Genomic DNA, 19,977 nt, shown 5'->3' with positions numbered 1-19,977 from the left:
GAACCACGCCGACCCCAAAGCGGTCGAGGAACGCTCGCGGAGCACCACCGCTGCGGCACCGGGGGCAGGAACTCCCGCCCGAACAAGCCTTGTTGGGGACTCGACCCTTCGGTGACCCCACTGCGGCTAGGCTCTGCGTGTGTTCGAGGCAACGGTGTCACCCCTCGTGGAGAAAGCGCGGGCCGGTGTAGCGCGCTGGAGTGCGCAGAGCGTGTTGAAGCGGGACATGACGCTCACGTTGCTGCTCACACCAGTGGTGTTCGCACCCGTGACAGCTCGGATCGGCGCGGAGTTCGGTGATCTGCCCCAGCGTTCCTACGACGTGGCCGGAATCCTGCTGACAGTGACCCTGTGGCTGCCGCTGATGCTGCGGCGCCGGCGGCCCGGAATCTGCCTGGCACTGGTGGCGAGTGCGTTCGCCGCGCACGAACTGCTCGGATACCCACAGACGTTGGCGAGTTGGGGATTGTACTTTGCTCTCTACAGCTTCGGTTCTCACGAGATGCGTGCGGACGGCGGACGCCTCGGTCTGGCGGCGGCAGCGGCGACCGGACTCTACGTGCTGTTCGCGCTCGGGCTGTATGACAGAGGCTCCCCGCAGCGCACGGCCGACTTCGTCCTCATCTACCTGGTACTGAACGGCTGTTGGGGCATTGGCCGGGCGGTGCGGGCACGGCGGACGGTCGAGGCGGAGCACAGGCGCCTCGGAACGGAGGCGGCGAGGGCGGAAGAACGGAGTCGCATCGCACGGGAGTTGCACGACGTGGTGACTCATCACGTCACCGCGATGGTGGTGCAGGCGGACGCGGCCCAGTATCTCCTCGCCGGCGCACCGGACCGGGTGGCCGTGAGTCTCGAAGCGATCAGCGACTCCGGGCGGCACGCCCTGACGGATCTCCAGCATCTGCTCGGAGTACTCAAGGCGTCCGGCGGTATGCCCGTCGAGGGCGGAGCCACGAACGATGGCACCGCGGGGGACCGGACTCTGGGCCCCGGAAGGTTGAGTGACCTGGTGGAACAGACCCGAGCGGCGGGACAACCCGTGGAGCTGACCGAGTCGGGGGAGCGGCGCCCGATGGCCACGGCCGTGGAACTGGCCGCCTACCGTGTGGTGCAGGAGACTTTGACCAACGCGCTCAAGCACGCGCCCGGTCACTGCACGAAGGTCCAAGTCCGCTATGGGCAGGCGGAGATAGAGGTCGAGGTGACTACCGAGGGAGCGCCCGCCAGGGCCGCCTTACCCCGGTCCAGGCCGTTGGGTCGAGGCGGCGGGCATGGGTTGCTCGGGCTGCGCGAAAGGGTCGGGGTGTTCGGCGGTGAGCTGGTGTCGGGCAGCCGTCCTGACGGCGGCTTCAGAGTCCACGCCCGGATTCCCTCGAAAGAGCCCGCATGACCTTCGCGGACAGTCTGATACGCGTCTTGGTCTGCGAGGACCAGGAACTGGTGCGCACCGGCTACGTCACCATCTTCGGTGCACAGCCGGACCTGGAGGTCGTGGGGGAGGCCGCGGACGGCCGGACGGCGGTGGAGTCCGCGCGGCGGCTGCGTCCGGACGTGGTGGTGATGGACATACGGATGCCGGTCCTTGACGGCATCGAGGCGACCCGGCTGTTGGCGGGGCCTCACGCCGTCGATCCAGTGAAGGTCCTGGTGGTCACCACCTTCCATCTCGACGAGTATGTGTACGAGGCGCTGCGGGCCGGAGCCAGCGGCTTCCTGCTCAAGGACGCGCCGCCGCGCGAGCTGGTGCACGGGATCCGGACGATCGCCGCCGGCGAGTCGCTGCTGGCGCCCGCCGTCACCAGACAGCTTGTCGGCAGGTTCGCCGATCGCATACGCGACCCTCGCAGGACGGCTGCGGCCGAGGCGTTGTCGGTTCTCGCGCCCCGGGAGACAGAGGTGCTGCGGTTCGTCGCCGAGGGACTGTCGAACGCCGAGATCGCCGAGCGGATGGTCATCAGCCGCGAGACCGTCAAGACGTACGTGTCGCGCATCCTGACCAAACTCGACCTCCGCGACCGCGTTCAGGCGGTTGTCCTCGCCCACCGGGTGGGCCTGGTGACCGCCCACGACTGACTTCACGTGCCCCGCAGGCGTGACTGTCCCCCGAGCGAGCTACACGCGACTGCCCACCTGGGGGTGACGTTCGTCGCGGGCGCTCGCTCGTAGCGTTTCTGTCGTCAGTACAGCGGCAGTCGGGCCGCGGTGTCGTAGGTGAGGAAACGCAATGACGCACAGTTGGCTCAGGTCGCGCACTCCGTTCAAAAATGTGCGGCTGCCGAGGTCCACGGGCGGGCGGCTGGCTCTGATGCTGCTGCTGTTCCTGGCCGCGACGGCGTTGGCCGCCGCGGTGCGGGCCGTCGCGGGGACCAACCCGTTCCTGTCGGTGATCGCCGGCGCCGTCGTGGCGTGGGGCGCGCTGAAGCTCTACGCGGTGGCCGTACGGGCGGTGGAGGAGCGCGCTCTGCCCGAACTGGACGTGGCGAGCGCCGTCTCCGGACTGCGGACCGGCACCCTGGTCGGACTCGCCCTGTTCACCGCGACGATCGCGCTGATCGCCTTGTTCGGCGGTTACGGCACCAAGGGCGGGGTCTCGGTCAGCGGGGCTGTCGCGGTGCTCGGGACGATGGCTGGGGTCGCGGTCGTCGAAGAGCTGCTCTTTCGCGGGATCATCTTCCGTCTGGTCGAACAACTCGTCGGAACCCGAGGTGTGTTGGCCATCTCTGGTCTGCTCTTCGGCGGCCTGCACCTGGTCAACTCCGGGGCCACGGTCTGGGGCGGGTTGGCCATCGCGGTGGAGGCCGGTCTGATGCTCGGCGCCGCTTACGCCGCCACCCGTACCCTGTGGCTGCCGATCGGCCTGCACTTCGGCTGGAACTTCGCCGAGAGCGGCATCTTCGGCACCACGGTCTCCGGCAACGACGGAACTCCGGCGGGCCTCCTTCACGGCGTACTCTCCGGTCCGGCGGCCGTCACAGGGGGAACCTTCGGTCCCGAGGCGAGCATCTTCGCCATCGTCATCTGCACCATCCCCACGGTCCTGTTCTTGCGCACGGCGAAGCAACGGGGCCACCTGTACACCCGCTCGGAACTGAAGACGGCTACAGGCACGGGGGCTGCGGCCAATACGGCGCACGGAACAGAGGGCACGATCGCTGACCCGCAGTGAGTTCAGAGGTCGCCGCCCTGGGAGCCCGCCGTGGGTCAGGCGGCTGAGCTCCTGGTCGCGAGCAACTGGCGGCGGTCGGCGCGGTGACGGGTTCAGCTGAACGCGTCACCACGGGCGGCAGGAACGGTGCGCCGTCGATCAGGCGTCCGGGCGGCGGCGCCGGGCGGGCCGTTGAGGAAGTCGGTCGCCTTGTGGTCTTCGTCCGTCAATGAGTCGCCGGGGAACCGTTCGGACGCTGCGGAGGCGGAGAGGCAGCGAGGAGCACGGCGCCTACCCGGGGGACGGCGCAGCGCGTCGTAGGGGAGGAGCGGTCAGGGCCATCAGGAGTTGCTCCACCCGGTTGTGCTGGAATACGAGTCCAGCAGGTCCACCACGAAGACCAGGGTCGAACCCGCCGGGATCAGCGGCGAGGGCGACTGATTGCCGTAGCCGAGGCGCGGGGGGACGATGATCTCGCGGCGACCGCCGACCTTCATCCCTCTCACTCCCCGGTCCCAGCCTTTGATGACCTTGCCGCTGCCCAGGCTGAACTTGTACGGCTGGTCCCGGTCCCAGGAGGTATCGAACTCCTTTCCGGACTCGAAGGTCACACCGACGTAGTGGACCCTGACCACCATGCCCGGCTTCACCTCGGCCCCGTCTCCGACGACCAGGTCCCGGATGGTCAGCTCGGTAGGAGCGTCACCCTCAGGAACGTCGACCTCGGGCTTCGTCGGTCCACTCATTGCAGCCTCATTACTCTCCGTCGGAGGCGGTCGCACGGACCAGCCGAGCACATGGACATTCCATGCAGCAGAAGGTCACGCTACCGAGAAGGCCGGTCCCCGGAGCACACCAGATCCAGCGGCCACACGTGATGATCCTTCGCACAGCCGATGAACGCGACCGGCACGCACAGGTCACGCAGTCATCGCCGGCACGACTCTCGCTGCTTCCCCGGCCGGCCTGGACGTGCGGTCGCCTCTTCTCCTCAGCATCACCGGGACTACGGCTTCCGTCCTGACAACGACGATCGAGCATCGAGGCGGGAGGGCTCGCGAACCCGCAGTGACCGTGAGCGGTGTGACTCGAACGACGAGGGTCGTTCCTCCCGGGGCACTCCCCAGGGGCTCGGATACTCCCCGAATCCTCCCCACGGAGGGCCGCCGCCACTGACGGCAGCCCGGCGAGGCCCGAAGTGCTGCGGCCGGTTGTTCCGGCAGAGACGAACGCCGGTCCGTGCCAGGAACTGGTCGTCACGGGGCAGCCGATGTGCTGCGTGACGAGGGGGGCAGCACGCAAACAAGCTGCGCGAGGTCCATACCGACGTCACCTCCGTCCGCGTGGCCGACATGCTGCACAGCTTCCTCCTCCCGACCCCGGTGGGTGACCTGATGACGGCCGGATGGGAGGGCCTATCGGCTGCTGCGGACGATCCGGCCTGGTCCCTGGTCCCTGGCCCGGCGCCGGGTCGTCCGCCGCCGTACCTGGTGCGTTGCCGTGGCCGCCGTCACCGGGTTCGCCGTGGCTGCTGCCGGCGCCGACTTGATCGCGGACCACAATCAGAACGGACAGCGCGGCAACACACGGTCTGGGGCTGGGTTCAACGGTTGCCGCGCGAAATCCCGGAGTTGCTCCTGCCGGTGCGCTCGGCGTTCCGGGCGGAATGCACTCCGGCCCGGCACGCGGTGGCTTTCGCCGCAGGCTCGGGCGGGCGGTCTGCGGCGCTTCCCATGTGGCAGCAAGGGCTGCGGTTGCAGTCTTCGGCCGGGTGGAGTTGACGGGAAACCGGCGACCAGAGTACCGGAGGCGGTGAAACCGCAGCCCTGTCGGCCGTGTTGGGGGGTGCGGTCCGCCTCGGGTGTGGTCGCGGTCTTGGAACGGCCTACAGCTCGGGCACTTCGTGCCATGCGGCTCTGGGGACTTCTGCCGCCCGGCCCACCGCAGGGGCACGTGCGCCTCGCCGGGTCGATGGGGCGTAGGAGGCAGCGTGGTCGCCCCGTTGTGACGGGCGTCACCTAATTGTTATGGCGGATGACAAATAGCGCCTCCCGCGCTCTGGGCACGGGGTCCGGAGGGTCGTAAGTTGCCGCTCACAACATTCGATCCAGGCCGCCCGCCACCCGGAAATTCCCCGAGAGCGCGCTTCTCGGCTTCCTGACCGCCCGCGTACGTCCGGTCGTCCGGCCGTAACACCAGAAAGGACCCTGCCCATGCGCAAGGGACTCCTCCTCACCGCCGCCTCGGTGGCACTGGTCAGTTCGCTCGCCGCCTGCGACGACTCCTCGTCCGGCGGCACTGACTCCGGCTCCCACACCAAGCCGAAGGTCGGCGTGATCCTCCCGGACAGCAAGTCCTCCGCCCGCTGGGAGACCGCGGACCGCAAGTACCTCTCCGAGGCGTTCAAGGCGGCGGGCGTCGAGTTCGACATCCAGAACGCCCAGAACGACAAGCAGCAGTTCCAGACCATCGCGGACCAGATGATCACCAGCGGTGTGAACGTCCTGGTGATCGTGAACCTGGACAGCGGCACCGGCAAGGCTGTTCTCGACAAGGCCAAGGCGCAGGGCGTCGCCACGATCGACTACGACCGGCTCACCCTCGGCGGCTCCGCCCAGTACTACGTGAGCTTCGACAACACCGCCGTCGGCAAGCTTCAGGGCGAGGGCCTCAGCAAGTGCCTGAGCGACATGAAGGCCAAGAAGCCCATCGTCGCCACACTCAACGGCTCACCGACGGACAACAACGCCACTCTCCTCGCCGACGGCTACAACGGCGTGCTCGAACCGAAGTACAAGGCGGGCGACTACGTCAAAGGCCCGGACCAGTCCGTCCCGGACTGGGACAGCGCCGAGGCCAGCACCATCTTCGAGCAGATGCTCACCAGCGAGCCCGAGATCGGCGGCGTGCTCGCCGCCAACGACACTCTCGGCAACGCGGCCATCGCCATCCTGCGCAAGCAGCACCGCAACGGCAAGGTCCCGGTCACCGGCCAGGACGCCACCGTGCAGGCACTGCAGAACATCCTCGCGGGCGACCAGTGCATGACTGTCTACAAGGCGGTCAAGAAAGAGGCCGACGCCACGGTCAAGCTCGCCGTCTCCCTGGCCAAGGCCGAGAAGGGCGAGACGAACGCGACCGTCGAGGACCCCGAGGGCAAGCGCAAGGTCCCGTCCGTGCTGGAGACACCCGTGGCCATCTACAAGGACAACGTCAAGGACGTCGTGGACGACGGCTACGTGACCAAGGAACAACTCTGCAAGGGCAAGTACGCCGCCCTGTGCGCCAAGGTCGGCATCAAGTAGCCCTGCCCGGCTGCTCGGACCGCCACCCCTGGTCCGGCCGACCCGACCGCGGGTCCCGGGGCTCCCACCTTGCCGGGACCCGGGACCCGCGACCTCACGACCATAAGGAGCCGTCTTCCATGACAGCGACCCCGATCCTTCAACTGCGCGGGATCGACAAGAGCTTCGGCGCCGTGCAGGTACTGCACGACGTGTCCTTGGACGTCCATCCGGGGGAGGTGACCGCTCTCGTCGGAGACAACGGCGCAGGCAAGTCGACGCTGGTCAAGTGCATCGGCGGGATCCACGCGATCGACGGCGGCGAGTACTGGTTCGAAGGTGAGCAGGTCGAGGTGCACGGCCCGCGTGAGGCGGCGGCCCTTGGCGTCGAGATCGTGTACCAGGACCTCGCGCTCTGCGACAATCTCGACATCGTGCAGAACATGTTCCTCGGCCGCGAGAAGCGCCGAGGGCTCGTCCTGGACAACACGACGATGGAGGAGCTGGCCACCCGGACCCTCGAAGGGCTGTCGGTCCGCACCGTCAAGTCCATCCGCCAACAGGTCTCCAGTCTCTCCGGCGGCCAGCGGCAGACCGTCGCCATCGCCAAGGCCGTGCTGTGGAACAGCAAGGTCGTCGTCCTGGACGAGCCGACCGCCGCACTCGGTGTCGCCCAGACAGCACAGGTCCTCGAACTGGTCCGGCGGCTCGCCGACAACGGTCTCGCCGTGGTCCTGATCTCGCACAACATGAATGACGTCTTCGCGGTGTCCGACCGGATCGCCGCCCTCTACCTGGGCCGGATGGCCGCCCAGGTCAGCACGTCGGACGTGACGCACTCCCAGGTCGTCGAACTCATCACCTCGGGCCGCAGCGGAGACCTCGGCCTCGCCCACAGCAACGGAGTCACCGCATGACTGCCGCAGTCGCCCCCGAGCGGCCGGAACTGCCGCGCGGTCCCGGTAATCCGAGGAAGAACGGAGCGGTCAGAGCCGCGAGTCTGCGCTCGGTCGCCCGGAATTACGTCGATCGGGTGCGAGGGGGCGAGCTCGGCGCCATCCCCGCCGTACTCGGTCTGATCGTCCTGTGCGTGTTCTTCGCCGTCCTGCGTCCGGTCTTCCTGTCCGAGCTGAACTTCGCCAACCTGCTGACCCAGGGCGCGGGCAGCATCGCCATCGCCATGGGCCTGGTCTTCGTCCTCCTCCTCGGCGAGATCGACCTGTCCGCGGGGTATGCCAGCGGGGTCTGCGCCGCCGTCCTCGCCGTCCTGCTCACCGACCACGGATGGCCCTGGTACGGCGCGGCCGGCGCGGCGATCCTCACCGGCACGGTCATCGGCCTGGTGCTCGGCCTGCTGGTGGCGAAGGTCGGCATCCCCTCATTCGTGGTCACGCTGGCGGCCTTCCTGGGGTTCCAGGGCATCGTGCTGATGCTGCTGAAGGAAGGCACCAACGTCTCGATCCGTGACGCGACGATCCTGGCCGTCGCGAACAACAACCTCTCCCCGGTGCTGGGCTGGGTGCTGCTCGCCGTGAGTGTCGGGGTGTACGCGGCGATCCAGCTCCGGCAGAGCCGGAACCGTCGGCGGCGCGGGCTCGCCCCCGATCCACTCACCCTTCTCGCGGTCAGGATCGGCGGCCTGGCGGTGCTCGGTGCGATCGCCGTCCACCTGCTCAACCAGGAGCGCAGCCGCAACATCATCGTCGACTCGCTCAAGGGCGTGCCGATCGTGGTGCCTGTCATCGCCGTCCTGCTCATCGCCGGTACGTTCCTGCTCCAGCGCACCTCCTTCGGCCTGCACGTCTACGCGGTGGGCGGTAACGCGGAGGCGGCCCGCCGGGCCGGCATCAACGTGGCAGCCATCCGGATCTCCGCGTTCGTCATCTGCTCCTCCCTGGCCGCGGTCGGCGGCATCATCGCCGCGTCCCGGGGCAACTCGGTCGACCCCAACACCGGTGGCAGCAACGTGCTGCTGCTGGCGGTCGGCGCCGCCGTGATCGGCGGGACGAGCCTGTTCGGCGGGCGCGGCAGAGTCAGGGACGCCGTGCTCGGCGGCATGGTGGTCGCGGTCATCCAGAACGGCATGGGCCTGATGGGGTACAGCTCAGGCGTCAAGTACGCTGTCACGGGTTCGGTTCTGCTGGTGGCCGCAGGCGTGGATGCGCTGTCCCGTCGCCGGGCCGTACAACGATGACGTCTGGGGTTCCATGAGAGCCGGTCCCTCCCTGGAGGAGATTCGCCGGCACAACCTCGGCACCCTTCTCCGCCATGTGCACATCGGTGGATCCATGTCGCGGGCCGTTCTGGCGGAGCGCATGGGACTCAACCGCAGCACCATCCTGGGTCTGGTGAGCGAGCTGGGCTCGGCCGGTCTGGTCCGTGAGGAACTGCCCCGTGAGACCGGCAGGGCCGGCCGGCCGTCCCTGGTCGTACGGCCGGAGTCCGACCGCGTGTACGTCCTCGCGTTCGACGTGGGCGTCGACCGGCTGGCCGCCGCCCGCATCGGCCTGGGCGGGATCTTCCTCGACCGCAGGGAGATCTCCATGCCACCAGGCCCTCGCAACGCCGACAAGGTGGCCGAGGCCCTCGCCGGCTCCGCGCTGGACATGCTGAGCACAGCACAGCACGGCACCCACTGCGTCGGCGTGGCCGCCGCCGTCCGCGGGATGGTGCGCCGACCCGACGGCCTCGTCCGCGCCGTCCCCTACCTGGGCTGGAAGGACGAGGAGTTCGGCAAGGACCTCACGCGTCGGATGGGCCTCGGCCTTCCCGTCTCGGTGGGCAACGAGGCCAGTCTCGGTGCGCTCGCGGAGCATCTGCGCGGTGCCGGAACAGGCTGCCAGGACCTCGTATACCTCCATGGCGACATCGGTATCGGCGGCGGTGTCATCACCGGTGGCCAACTGCTGCACGGCGACGCCGGATACGGCGGCGAGATCGGACACATGGTCGTCAACCCGCGCAGTGGCAGGCCCTGCGGCTGCGGGGGGCGCGGTTGCCTCGAAGCCGAAGCGGGAGAGCGCGCCCTGTTGGAGGCCGCGCAGCGCGACCCGTCGGCCACCGGCCGGGAAGCCGTACGCGCCGTCGTCGAAGCGGCCGACCGGGGCGACATCACCGCCCGCGCCGCCCTGCACGACGTCGGCGACTGGCTCGGCATCGGCGTCGCCAACCTGATCAATGTGCTCAACCCGCGCACGGTCATCTTCGGCGGGACGCTCCGCGAGGTGTTTCTCGGCTCGGCCGCCCAAATCCGCAGCCGTATCAACCGCATTGCCCTCACGCCCTCCCGCGAGAACCTCCGGCTGCGGATGGGAGAACTCGGCGACGACGCGGTGCTCGTCGGAGCCGCCGAACTCGCCTTCTCCGAGATCCTGGTCGGCCCTCTGGAGACGCTGGCTCGTGCCGGTGCATAGCCAGGACGGCCACGCGACCGGCACACGGTCGGACCGCGGCGATCACCCGGCTCGCGTCCCTGATCCTCACCACCGCCGGCGGGGCTGGGGGCGGACTGTTGACATGGGTGTCGCGGACGCTTCCGGCTGGGTGGGGGGAATCGACGGTTCAGGGGGTGCGCGTGGGTCTGGTGTGGGGTCATGCCATCCCCCCCAGTGCTCTCGTGCCCGCCCGTCCCTGGAAATGACGGTCCCTCGACGTTCAGGCTTCCGCCCTCGTCATCGAGCGGGACACTCACCACCCGCGGCGCTGTCCCCCACCTCAGGTGCATCGCCGATCTGCCGTCATTTCGCCGGGCGGGGCAGTACGGCGAGGGCGGTGCCGGCGATGCCCGTCAGCGTCTCCTCGTCAGCTCCGGCCTTGCCCAGTGCTTCGATGCCGCGCAGTACGGCGAGCACCAGGGCGGCCAGCTGTCCGGGATCCGCGTTCGCGTCGAGGTCGCCGTTGCGCTGGCAGGCGGCGATGTCGTCCCTGAGCAGTGTGCGCAGTGCTTCGATGGCCGTGTGTGCCCGCTTGGCCACGGTCTTGTCGTTCTCGGCCAGCTCGGCGGTGCCCTTGGCCAGCAGGCATCCGCGCTGGGCGGTGTCCGCGGCGGTGGCCGCGGCCACGGCGCGGATGTGGGCGGACAGCCGTGCGTACGCGTTCTTGTCGTCGCCGCGCAGCTGCTGGGCGGTGGCGTCGACGACCGCGCTGCAGTAGTCGTCGAACACGCGGTGGAAGAGGTCCTGCTTGCCGCCGAACGCGCCGTACAGGCTGCCCTTGCCGAGGCCTGTCGCCGCGGCGATGTCGTCCATGCGCGTGGCGGCGTACCCACTCGCCCAGAACTGCTCCCGGGCGGTGTCCAGTACCTGCTGCTCATCGAACTTCCGAGGTCGTGCCATGGGGTGAGCATACGCTTTCTTGACCAGTTCGTCCACAACGGTTAACGTTATGGACGAACTGGTTAATAATCATCGAGGAGCGGCACGTCATGACGGAAGTACTCGCAGGCAAGGTGGCAGTGGTCACCGGGGCGAACAGTGGCATCGGACTGGCCACGGCACAGCGCTTCGCCGCTGAAGGCGCCCACGTGATCATCACCGGCCGACGCCAGGACGCGCTGGACGCGGCGGCGGCCGAGATCGGCTCAAACGTCACCGCTGTCCGCGGGGACATCGCGAATCCGGCCGACCTCGACCGGCTCTTCGCGGTCGTCGCCGAGCAGGGCCGCCGCATCGACGTGCTTTTCGCGAACGCGGGCGGCGGGGAATTCGCGACCCTGGAGGACGTGACGGAGCAGCACTTCGACGACACGTTCAACATCAACGTCCGGGGAACCCTCTTCACCGTACAAAAGGCGTTGCCGCTCCTCAACGACGGTGCTTCGGTGATCCTGACCGGTTCCACCGCCGCGACCACCGGTGGGGAGGCGTTCGGTGTGTACGCCGCGTCGAAGGCCGCGATCCGCTCCTTCTCCCGCACCTGGGCCAACGAGCTGCGCGGCCGTGGCATCCGCGTCAACACGCTGGTGCCCGGACCGATCAAGACCCCGGGTAACGCCGGCCTGGCGCCCGACGAGGAGGGGGCCAAGGCGCTCCACGACCTCTTCGCGCGGCAGGTGCCCCTCGGCCGGATGGGCGAGCCCGCCGAGGCGGCTGCGGCAGCACTCTTCCTCGCGTCCGACCAGAGCAGCTTCGTCACCGGGACCGAGCTCTACGTCGACGGCGGCCTGAACCAGATCTGAGTGATCCACCGTTCCGCAGCGGTGCGCCGGCAAAGTCGCAGCGGTGCCCAGTTCCGTCCGCTCCCGCGGCCGGGGCCGTAACCAGGGAATTCACGGCGCGCCGACGTTGTGCTTCTCGGGTAGCGTGGGTGAGTCGACGTGCACCATCCGGTCGTATTCCGTCGCGGGAAAAGCCGCCGAAGAGAGGCCGTCCTCCGCGGGTTCGACCGGATTTCCTGGTGACGATGGGAAGGAAACGCGCCGTGCCCTTCATCACGACGAAAGACGGAACCGAGATCTTCTACAAGGACTGGGGATCGGGTCAGCCGATCGTGTTCAGTCACGGCTGGCCGCTGACCGCCGACGCGTGGGACCCCCAGCTGAATTTCGTGGCGGACAACGGATTCCGCGGTATCGCCCACGACCGGCGCGGGGGTGGGCGCTCCGGGCAGAGCTGGGAGGGGAACAACCTCGACACGTACGCCGACGACCTGGCGTCGCTGATCGAGGCGCTGGACCTGCGGGACGTCATCCTGGTCGGTCATTCGACCGGCGGTGGTGAGGTGGCCCGCTACATCGGCCGTCACGGCACCGGACGGGTCGCGAAGGCCGTCCTGCTCTCGGCGATCCCGCCGCTGATGCTCAAGACCGAGGCGAATCCCGAGGGCCTGCCCATCGAGGTCTTCGACGAGATCCGGGCCGGTGTCGCGACGGACCGCTCCCAGTTCTACCAAGACCTCAGTGAGACCTTCTACGGTGCCAACCGGGAGGGTTCGACGGTCTCCGAGGGAACGCGTGACGCGTTCTGGCTGTGGTCGATGCAGGTGGGCATCAAGAGCGCGTACGACTGCGTCAAGGCGTTCTCCGAGACCGATCTGACCGAGGACCTCAAGCGGTTCGACATCCCGACACTGATCGTCCACGGCGACGACGACCAGATCGTGCCGATCGTGGCCGCGGGCGAGAAGTCCTCGAAGATCGTGAAGGACTCCACGTTCAAGGTCTACCCGGGCGCCCCGCACGGCCTGGCGATGGTCCCCGTGTTCGCCGACCGGTTCAACGCCGACCTGCTGGAGTTCGCCCGCGGCTGAGCCGTGCGGCGCCTCGTGTCCGGGCCGGGTGACGGAACACGCAGAGACCCGAGCGGGAATCTGCGCCCCCGCACATGGCCGAGCTTCTCTGAGACGGAACACCCGGACCGACAGCCGGCGGATCCGAAAGAAACCGCCTGGTGGCACGCAAGGCGACGGAAGCGGACACACGCTCGTGCAGGACTCGAAAAATCCCGAGGAGGGTGAATGTCTGCTCATAGCTACGAGCCGGGGCGGGTCGGCCTGCTCCTCATCGACACAATGAACGACGTCTTCTCCGAAGACGGGAAGGCCTACCCCACCTACAAGGAGGAGTTCGAGCGGATCGGAACGTTCGAGAACCTCAAGCGTCTGTTGGCAGGCGCGCGCGAGCAGGGTTTTCCCGTCTTCTTCGCACCCATGTCCTACACCGAAGCGGACTACACCTCGTGGAAGCACATCTCCGGAGTCCACCACGAGATGTTTGACAACCGCCTCTTCGTAGAGGGGAGTTGGGGGGCTGAATTCCACCCCGAACTGTCGCCCCAAGACGGCGAGATCGTCATCACTCCGCACAAGAACATCGACGTCCTGGCCAACACCGACCTGGAGGTCCAGCTTCGCCAACACAACACGGAGTACATCGCCGTCGCCGGCATGGTGGGGACGATGTGTGTGGAGTCGACCGCCCGCAGCTGCATGGAACACGGCTTCCACGTGACCACGTTCACCGATGCGACCGCAGCCGTTGGCGGCCGGGACGCCTACGACGCGATGATTCTGCGGTATCCGTTCATCTCACATGCGACGCTCACGGTCGACGAATTCCTCACCGCCACGCGTGCACCGGCGACCTGAGGGTCCTTACCGGACGGAAGCACGCGGTGAGAAACACCGATCGCGCCCACCTGACCGGCTGACCTCGTTCATCGCCAGGACCGCCGAGGCGGCCTCACGCCTGCATGTCATGTCGATCGACGCGGAGGACGAACATGGGCTCCGACGAAGGAGTGCTGATCGTGGGGGCAGGCCCCGCGGGGCTGATGCTCGCGGGCGATCTGGCCGAGGCAGGGATCGCCTGCACCGTGGTGGAGCGACGCGAAGGGGAGTCGAAGCTCACCCGGGCGTTCGCCGTGCACGCCCGGACGATGGAGCAACTCGACGCCCGCGGGATCGCCGACGACCTGCTCAAGACCGGGCTGCGAAATCCGGTCCTGCAGTTCTTGCGGATCGACCTGTCGCGGCTGCCGACCCGCTACCCGCACGTCCTGGTGACACCGCAGTACAACACCGAGCGGCTGCTCCGCTCCCGCGCCCTCACCCATGGAGTGGACATCAAGAGCGGCTGCGAGGCGACCGGCCTCCGGCAGGACTCCACGGGCGTCGACGTCGAGGTACGCGCCGCGGACGGCACGGTGCAAACCCTGCGTGCCGCCTACGTGGTGGGCGCCGACGGCCGAAACAGCAAGGTGCGTGAGTCCCTCGGCCTGCCCTTTCCCGGCCGGTCCGCGGTTCGCTCGATGATGCTTGCCGACGTACGCCTGGCCGAGCCACCGAGAAAACCTCCCACCGTCGGGGCGGTGGGGGACGCCTTCGCCATTGTCGTGCCCTTCGGCGACGGCTGGTTCCGCGTCATGGCCTGGAACCGTCGCCACGACATGCCTGACAACACGGCCGTCGATCTGGACGAGATCCGCGCAGTCGCCCAGCGGGCGCTCGGGAGCGACTTCGGCATGCGGGACGCACGCTGGCTCTCCCGGTTCCACAGCGATGAACGCCAGTGCCCCCGCTACCGCGTAGATCGGGTATTTCTCGTCGGCGACGCCGCGCACGTGCACTCACCTGCCGGCGGGATGGGCCTCAACACCAGCATCCAGGACTCAGCCAACCTCAGCTGGAAACTGGCGGCCGTCCTGCGCGGCCGGGCTCCGGACGCTCTGCTCGACACCTATCAGGCCGAGCGGCATCCCGTGGGCCGCCGGGTACTTCGGATGAGCGGCGCATTGCTGCGCGGGGTGCTGACGACACCGAAGGCGATGTGCGGATTCCGCGACCTCTTCGCCCGCACGGTGCTGCGCGTTCCGCCCGTGGCCCAGAGAGCGGCTCGGGCGATTTCCGGTGTTGACATCGCCTACGCCGCTCCGAGCGGCGCGCACCCACTTGTCGGCAAGCGTGTTCCCGATCTGCCGCTGACCGACGGAAGGCGGCTGTATGAGGCTCTGCGCACCCGGCGCTTCGTGCTCGTCACCGCCGCAGACGCGCCGCTGCCCGCCGCGGTGACTGAAGGCTGGGACGGCGAGATCGAGTTCGTGTCCGCGGCCGGCCTGACAAAGAAGTCCGTACTGGTGAGACCGGACGCATACATCGCGTGGGCCACCTCCGAGGACCACCCGGAACGGAGGGCCGAGGACGCCCGACGGGCACTCACGCACTGGTGTGGTGCAGGCTCTGCCGCCCACCAGGACATCCCCACCTTCGGGTAGACCAGCCTCTGACATGTCGCGACGCCGCCACCGGCCCCGCGACCACTGTCCGGTGCCCACAGTCGCGACGAAACAGCCCCTCGCCGCCATGACCACCGCCCGGCCCGGGCGGTGGTCATGGCATGTGCTGGTCCGGACACCCCGCCACCGCCTGGACGACTGCCCGACTACGGCCGGGGCGTCTGATGCGACCCCGTGGAGAGGTCCTTCCCTCAAGACGTGCTCGCGCGCTCCGGCGGCGGCAATGGAATACGCGTCAACAGGTGGCATGTGCGGAGCGCCGGATCATCAACAGATCGGCCAGCAGACGCAAGCTGAAATCTGTTCATGCCAAACAGGAGTGTGCCATCAGCCCACTCTGACAAGTCGAACAAGCCATTGCGGCTGGGCGCGCACCTACCGTGAACGACACGCCGTTCGAATTCCCATAGCGCGACAGATCCGGAGCCCACCCATGACTTCTGTCCATTCCTTCTGGCTCGCAGGACGCCCGGCCGAAGGCGACAGTACCTTCGACGTGACCTCTCCATGGGACGGCCGCCCGGTCGGAACGGTTTCTGTGCCGACCGACGCCCAGGTCGAAGAGGCTGTCGCCGCCGCCTACGCGATGCGGGAGGAGTTCGCCGCCACTCCGGCGCATCTGCGTGCCGCCGCCCTGGACCACGTGGCCAAGCGCCTGGCCGAGCGGACCGAGGAGATGGCGCAGCTGATTTCCGCCGAGAACGGCAAGCCGATCAAGTGGGCACGCAGCGAGGTCGGCCGGGCCGTCTCCGTCTTCCGTTTCGCCTCCGAGGAGGCCCGCCGCTTCAACAGCGGCGATGCCCAGCGCCTGGACACCGATGCAGGCGGCCGAGGGCGCCTCGCCCTGACCCGCCGCTTTCCCAAGGGCGTGGTCCTCGGCATCACCCCGTTCAACTTCCCGCTGAACCAGGGCGCGCACAAGGTGGCCCCCGCCATCGCCGCAGGCGTGCCGATCATCCTCAAACCCGCTCCGAACACTCCTCTTTCCGGCCTGGTCCTCGGTGAGGTGCTGGCCGAGACCGACCTGCCGCGCGGCTCGTGGTCGATCCTGCCGGTCGACAACGACCGCATGCCCGCGCTGGTCCAGGACGAGCGCCTTCCGGTGATCTCCTTCACCGGCTCGGAAAGGGTCGGTTACGCGATCATGGACTCGGTGCCGCGCAAACACTGCACCCTGGAGCTCGGCGGCAACGGCGCAGCGGTCGTCCTGGGCGACTACGCCTCCGACGAAGAGCTGGACTGGGCCGCGACCCGCATCGCGACCTTCTCCAACTATCAGGGTGGCCAGTCGTGCATCTCCGTGCAACGCGTCATCGCGGACGCCGCCATCTACGACCGTCTGCTGCCGCGGATCGTCGCGGCTGTCGAAGCCCAGGTCACCGGTGACCCGTCGGACGCCGCCACGGACGTCGGCCCGCTCGTCAGCGAAGGAGCTGCCGTGCGTGTCGCGTCGTGGGTCGACGAGGCGGTGGCGTCAGGCGCCACACTCCATACCGGTGGCACGCGCGAAGGCGCGTCCTACGCACCCACCGTGCTCACCAGCGTCCCGACGGACACCACACTCGCCTGCGAGGAAGTGTTCGGTCCGGTCCTGACCGTGACGAAGGTGGACGGCGAGGCGGAGGCGTTCGCCGCGGTCAACGATTCCAAATACGGCCTCCACGCGGGCGTGTTCACCCGAAACCTGCAGGTCGCTTTCCGTGCGCACCGCGCGCTCGAGGTCGGCGGCGTGATCATCGGTGACGTCCCGTCCTACCGCGCCGACCAGATGCCGTACGGCGGCGCCAAGCAGTCGGGCGTAGGCCGCGAGGGCTTGAAGTCCGCGATGGAGGACTACACCTACGAGCGAGTCCTGGTTCTGACCGACCTGGAACTCTGACGGTTTGGTGCGTGGCAGCGGGGATCCCCCGGCTTCATCTGGCCTGTCCGGACAGAGGACTTGGCCGTGCCACGGCACGGCCAGGTCGAAGGCGGCCGTCATGTCGCGCCGGGCGGAGTGGGGAAGCAGGCCGTGGAGGCCGTCGCCCGCCGTCAACTTGCCTTCGTCGAGACCGACTTGCGGCCCCGCTCGTTCATCTGGGGCACGACCTCACGCACGCAGCGGGGTGTCCTCGCTGTGCCGTTCGGTGTCGCCCGCTCCACCATCACCCGCGCAATCGGGAAGTGCCCACCCCTATGCGCCTCCTCACTGCCGTCCCAGAAGTCGGAGAGCTTCCCGATCCGGGCTGGACGTCTCCAGGACTCTAGTGTGTATGACCAGCCTCCGACCGGCATCCCACAGCGCGTGGGCCTCGGGCTTTCACAAGTGCCGTGTGCTGCACCGCGCTGCGCGGGCGGTGCAGCACGTACCGATGCAGACTCGATAGAACCACCGGATTCGGGGACGGGATTCCGCGGCGGCGCACGCTTCGTGGGAGCCGCCCCCGCCTGGCCGGGTCCCGCACGAGGGGACGCCAGCGAAGCCTGACATGACCCTTGGAACCAGAGGTTTTGGATATGGCCGTGCCGCGCATACCTCTTCCCTTCTTCGGAATATCTCTGGGCCTCGCGGGCCTGGCCGGCACCTGGCTCACGGCAGCCCGTGAAGGCTCCGTGCCGATTGACGTGGGCCGTGCCCTGGTCGCGCTCGCCGCGGTCGTCTGGTGCGTGACGCTGTTGCTGTATCTGCGCTACGCGGTATCGGTCCGGGGAGCCTTCGTGGCCGACATGATGGACAGCGTCGGGAGCCCGTTCGGTTCACTGGCGGTCATCACGCCGATGCTCCTCGCAGCGCAGGGCATAGCCCCGTACGCCCCCGACGCCGGCCGGACAGTCGTCGACGTCCTCATCGTCCTGACGCTGCTCGCGGCCGGCTGGTACACCGGACAATGGATATACGGCCCGCTCGATCTGGACCAGCTCCACCCGGGTTACTTTCTGCCCGCCACCGGTGGTGGTCTCGTCGCCGCCTTCAGTGCCGTGCAAGTCGGGCAGGAACGCGTGGCCGAACTCATGTTCGGGTTGGGTATCATCTCGTGGGTCGTCCTGGGCTCGATGATCCTGGCCCGGCTCTTCTTCCGGCCTCCGATGCCGCCCGGCCTCACGCCGACGCTCGCCATCGAGGTAGTACCCGCCTCCATGGCGAGCGTCGCCTGCTTCGCCCTCAACCATGACCGTATCGACCGGCTCTCGGCTGTGCTGGTCGGCTACTGCCTGCTGATGGTCCTCGCCCAGATACGACTACTCCCCGTGTTCCTGCGCCTGAAGTTCGCGCCGGGCTTCTGGGCTTTCACCTTCTCCTGGTCGACGGTGGCAACCACCGGATTGCACTGGACCAGCACCGGTCACCCTCCTGGCGAACGTGTTCTGTCCTACCTCCTCCTGGCCGCCCCGACCGTACTCGTGGGAGCCATCGCGGTACGGACGCTGGTGGCCATGGCGCGACACCAGTTCCTCCCCCCAGCGGCGCCGCGGCCTTCCTCCGCGTAGGAGCGGCCTGCTGGATCATCGGAGGAGAGTCTGGGGCCGTGGCTTCTTCCTGGCCGGTAGGCGACGGGGCCGCACGTCGCGGGTCGACGCCGCACCCCGCATGCCGGCATGTCCGTAGGACTCCCACCAGCAGCGCCGGCCAGTTCTTGACCCGATCGTCCATATGTGTTTTGCTGATCCTGAGACCGAGGCGCTTATGCCCCGGTATGTGATCCCTGTGTCGCTGGATCCGGCAAGCGCCGGCCGGGCTGTAGGTAGTCCCACCCGAATGGTCTCGTGTTCATGACCACACATGCGGTCGTCGCGGACATGCCCACGCCCTACCAGGACCGACTCAGCGCCCCACGGAAATCGGGCAGTGGCCGCCTGGCGCCACCGCTCCGCTGTCCGCCCACGAGCAACCCCTGTCGTCACCCTCCAAGGAAGCCACCTTGCGCGCCGCCATCGACATACGCCGTTCCCCCTCCCGCCATCTCGCGCGCACCGAGTGGCTGCGATCACTCAACTCCTTCTCCTTCGGCGCTCACTCCGACAGCGACAACACCCACTTCGGGCTGCTGCTCGTGTCGAACGAGGACACCATCGAGCCGGGCACCGGTTTCGACACCCATCCCCACCGGGACATGGAGATCGTGACCTGGGTCCTGGAGGGAGCCCTCGTCCACAAGGACTCGACCGGCCACAACGGAATCATCTATCCCGGGCTGGCCCAACGCATGACGGCCGGCTCCGGCATTCTGCACAGCGAGAAGAATGACTCGTGGACACTGACCGGTGACCAGGAGCACGCGAATCCAGTGCACTTCATCCAGATGTGGGTTCTCCCGGACACGGCCCATGTGACTCCCGGGTACGAGCAGCTGGACATCAACGCGCCGCTCGGTCAGGGCGGATGGGTGACCCTGGCCTCGGGCATGTCCAAGCACTCCGGCACCCGCGCCATCTCCATCCGGCAGAAGCACGCGGCTCTGCATGTCGCCCGGTTGCGCCCGGCCGAGACGGCGCAGGCGGCGACAGCACCGTTCGTACACCTCTTCGTGGCTCGAGGCAGCATCTCCCTCGAAGGCTCCGGCGCCCTCGCCCAAGGGGATGCGGCGCGCATCACAGACTCCGAAGGCCGACGGATCAGTGCAGGCGCTCACGGCGCGGAGGTACTGATGTGGGAAATGGACACCACCCTCGCTGTCCGGTGACCTCATCTCCATGACGCCGGTTACGTGTTGCCGGCCCGGAGACGACAGACCCGCTTTCCCGGTGCGCGAGTCGCCCCGGACCTGCTCAGCGTCGAGCGACGACAGAAGTGCCGCGCCTCTCACGGATTCAAGGTTTTCACCGTCAGGTGAATCAG

Annotated in this window: 16 protein-coding genes; 14 read left to right on the top strand and 2 right to left on the bottom strand. The window is 68.2% G+C overall.

What is annotated here, in order from left to right:
* The first annotated feature begins 139 nt into the window (after positions 1 to 139).
* The 3 genes from GFH48_RS01705 to GFH48_RS01695 all read left to right on the top strand — a co-directional run bounded on the left by GFH48_RS01705 (position 140) and on the right by GFH48_RS01695 (position 3,169).
* Positions 140 to 1,393, top strand: a complete 1,254-nt coding sequence (locus GFH48_RS01705; RefSeq protein WP_228120266.1) for a sensor histidine kinase — start codon at positions 140 to 142, stop codon at positions 1,391 to 1,393.
* A complete protein-coding gene (locus GFH48_RS01700; protein WP_153286517.1) occupies positions 1,390 to 2,076 on the top strand; it encodes a response regulator transcription factor in 687 nt (228 codons plus the stop codon). The genes GFH48_RS01705 and GFH48_RS01700 overlap by 4 nt, the downstream gene beginning before the upstream one ends.
* A 151-nt stretch (positions 2,077 to 2,227) precedes the next feature.
* Complete coding sequence (locus GFH48_RS01695) at positions 2,228 to 3,169, top strand: CPBP family intramembrane glutamic endopeptidase (RefSeq protein WP_228120264.1); 942 nt, start codon at positions 2,228 to 2,230, stop codon at positions 3,167 to 3,169.
* A gap of 320 nt (positions 3,170 to 3,489) precedes the next feature.
* Here GFH48_RS01695 and GFH48_RS01690 read toward each other — a convergent pair whose 3' ends face one another.
* The gene (locus GFH48_RS01690) at positions 3,490 to 3,894 is read right to left on the bottom strand and encodes an FKBP-type peptidyl-prolyl cis-trans isomerase (protein WP_153286516.1); all 405 of its coding nucleotides are present in this window, start codon (positions 3,892 to 3,894) and stop codon (positions 3,490 to 3,492) included.
* 1,467 nt (positions 3,895 to 5,361) lie between these two features.
* Between GFH48_RS01690 and GFH48_RS01680 the strand changes: the two genes are divergently transcribed.
* From GFH48_RS01680 to GFH48_RS01665, 4 genes are all read left to right on the top strand, one after another.
* Positions 5,362 to 6,453: a sugar ABC transporter substrate-binding protein gene (locus GFH48_RS01680; RefSeq protein WP_153286515.1), complete on the top strand. Its 1,092-nt coding sequence runs from the start codon at positions 5,362 to 5,364 to the stop codon at positions 6,451 to 6,453.
* A 119-nt stretch (positions 6,454 to 6,572) separates the two neighbouring features.
* Positions 6,573 to 7,349, top strand: coding sequence for an ATP-binding cassette domain-containing protein (locus tag GFH48_RS01675; protein ID WP_153286514.1), 777 nt, complete (start codon positions 6,573 to 6,575; stop codon positions 7,347 to 7,349).
* On the top strand, positions 7,346 to 8,626 hold the full coding sequence (locus GFH48_RS01670) for a sugar ABC transporter permease (protein ID WP_153286513.1): 1,281 nt from the start codon (positions 7,346 to 7,348) through the stop codon (positions 8,624 to 8,626). The genes GFH48_RS01675 and GFH48_RS01670 overlap by 4 nt, the downstream gene beginning before the upstream one ends.
* A 13-nt stretch (positions 8,627 to 8,639) precedes the next feature.
* Positions 8,640 to 9,845: an ROK family protein gene (locus GFH48_RS01665; RefSeq protein ID WP_153286512.1), complete on the top strand. Its 1,206-nt coding sequence runs from the start codon at positions 8,640 to 8,642 to the stop codon at positions 9,843 to 9,845.
* Between the two features lie 324 nt (positions 9,846 to 10,169).
* Here the strand turns inward: GFH48_RS01665 and GFH48_RS01660 are convergent, their stop codons facing one another.
* Positions 10,170 to 10,766, bottom strand: coding sequence for a TetR/AcrR family transcriptional regulator (locus tag GFH48_RS01660; protein ID WP_153286511.1), 597 nt, complete (start codon positions 10,764 to 10,766; stop codon positions 10,170 to 10,172).
* Positions 10,767 to 10,855: 89 nt separating this feature from the next.
* Here GFH48_RS01660 and GFH48_RS01655 point away from each other — a divergent pair, with 89 nt between their 5' ends.
* The 7 genes from GFH48_RS01655 to GFH48_RS01625 all read left to right on the top strand — a co-directional run bounded on the left by GFH48_RS01655 (position 10,856) and on the right by GFH48_RS01625 (position 19,822).
* Entirely contained in the window at positions 10,856 to 11,608 is a 753-nt protein-coding gene (locus GFH48_RS01655) for an SDR family oxidoreductase (protein WP_153286510.1), read from the top strand.
* A gap of 242 nt (positions 11,609 to 11,850) precedes the next feature.
* On the top strand, positions 11,851 to 12,678 hold the full coding sequence (locus tag GFH48_RS01650; protein WP_153286509.1) for an alpha/beta fold hydrolase: 828 nt from the start codon (positions 11,851 to 11,853) through the stop codon (positions 12,676 to 12,678).
* A gap of 207 nt (positions 12,679 to 12,885) precedes the next feature.
* The gene (locus GFH48_RS01645) at positions 12,886 to 13,515 is read left to right on the top strand and encodes a cysteine hydrolase family protein (protein ID WP_153286508.1); all 630 of its coding nucleotides are present in this window, start codon (positions 12,886 to 12,888) and stop codon (positions 13,513 to 13,515) included.
* A gap of 134 nt (positions 13,516 to 13,649) precedes the next feature.
* Positions 13,650 to 15,140: an FAD-dependent monooxygenase gene (locus tag GFH48_RS01640; RefSeq protein WP_153286507.1), complete on the top strand. Its 1,491-nt coding sequence runs from the start codon at positions 13,650 to 13,652 to the stop codon at positions 15,138 to 15,140.
* A gap of 454 nt (positions 15,141 to 15,594) precedes the next feature.
* Positions 15,595 to 17,040, top strand: a complete 1,446-nt coding sequence (locus GFH48_RS01635; RefSeq protein ID WP_153286506.1) for an aldehyde dehydrogenase family protein — start codon at positions 15,595 to 15,597, stop codon at positions 17,038 to 17,040.
* Between the two features lie 617 nt (positions 17,041 to 17,657).
* Positions 17,658 to 18,629: an SLAC1 family transporter gene (locus GFH48_RS01630; RefSeq protein ID WP_153286505.1), complete on the top strand. Its 972-nt coding sequence runs from the start codon at positions 17,658 to 17,660 to the stop codon at positions 18,627 to 18,629.
* A 431-nt stretch (positions 18,630 to 19,060) separates the two neighbouring features.
* On the top strand, positions 19,061 to 19,822 hold the full coding sequence (locus GFH48_RS01625; protein WP_153286504.1) for a pirin family protein: 762 nt from the start codon (positions 19,061 to 19,063) through the stop codon (positions 19,820 to 19,822).
* Positions 19,823 to 19,977: the final 155 nt, after the last annotated feature.

This window comes from Streptomyces fagopyri, from assembly GCF_009498275.1.
Classification (GTDB): Bacteria; Actinomycetota; Actinomycetes; order Streptomycetales; family Streptomycetaceae; genus Streptomyces; species Streptomyces fagopyri.
Note: the sequence above shows the minus strand (reverse complement) of the source record. Positions and strands in the feature narration are given on the sequence as shown.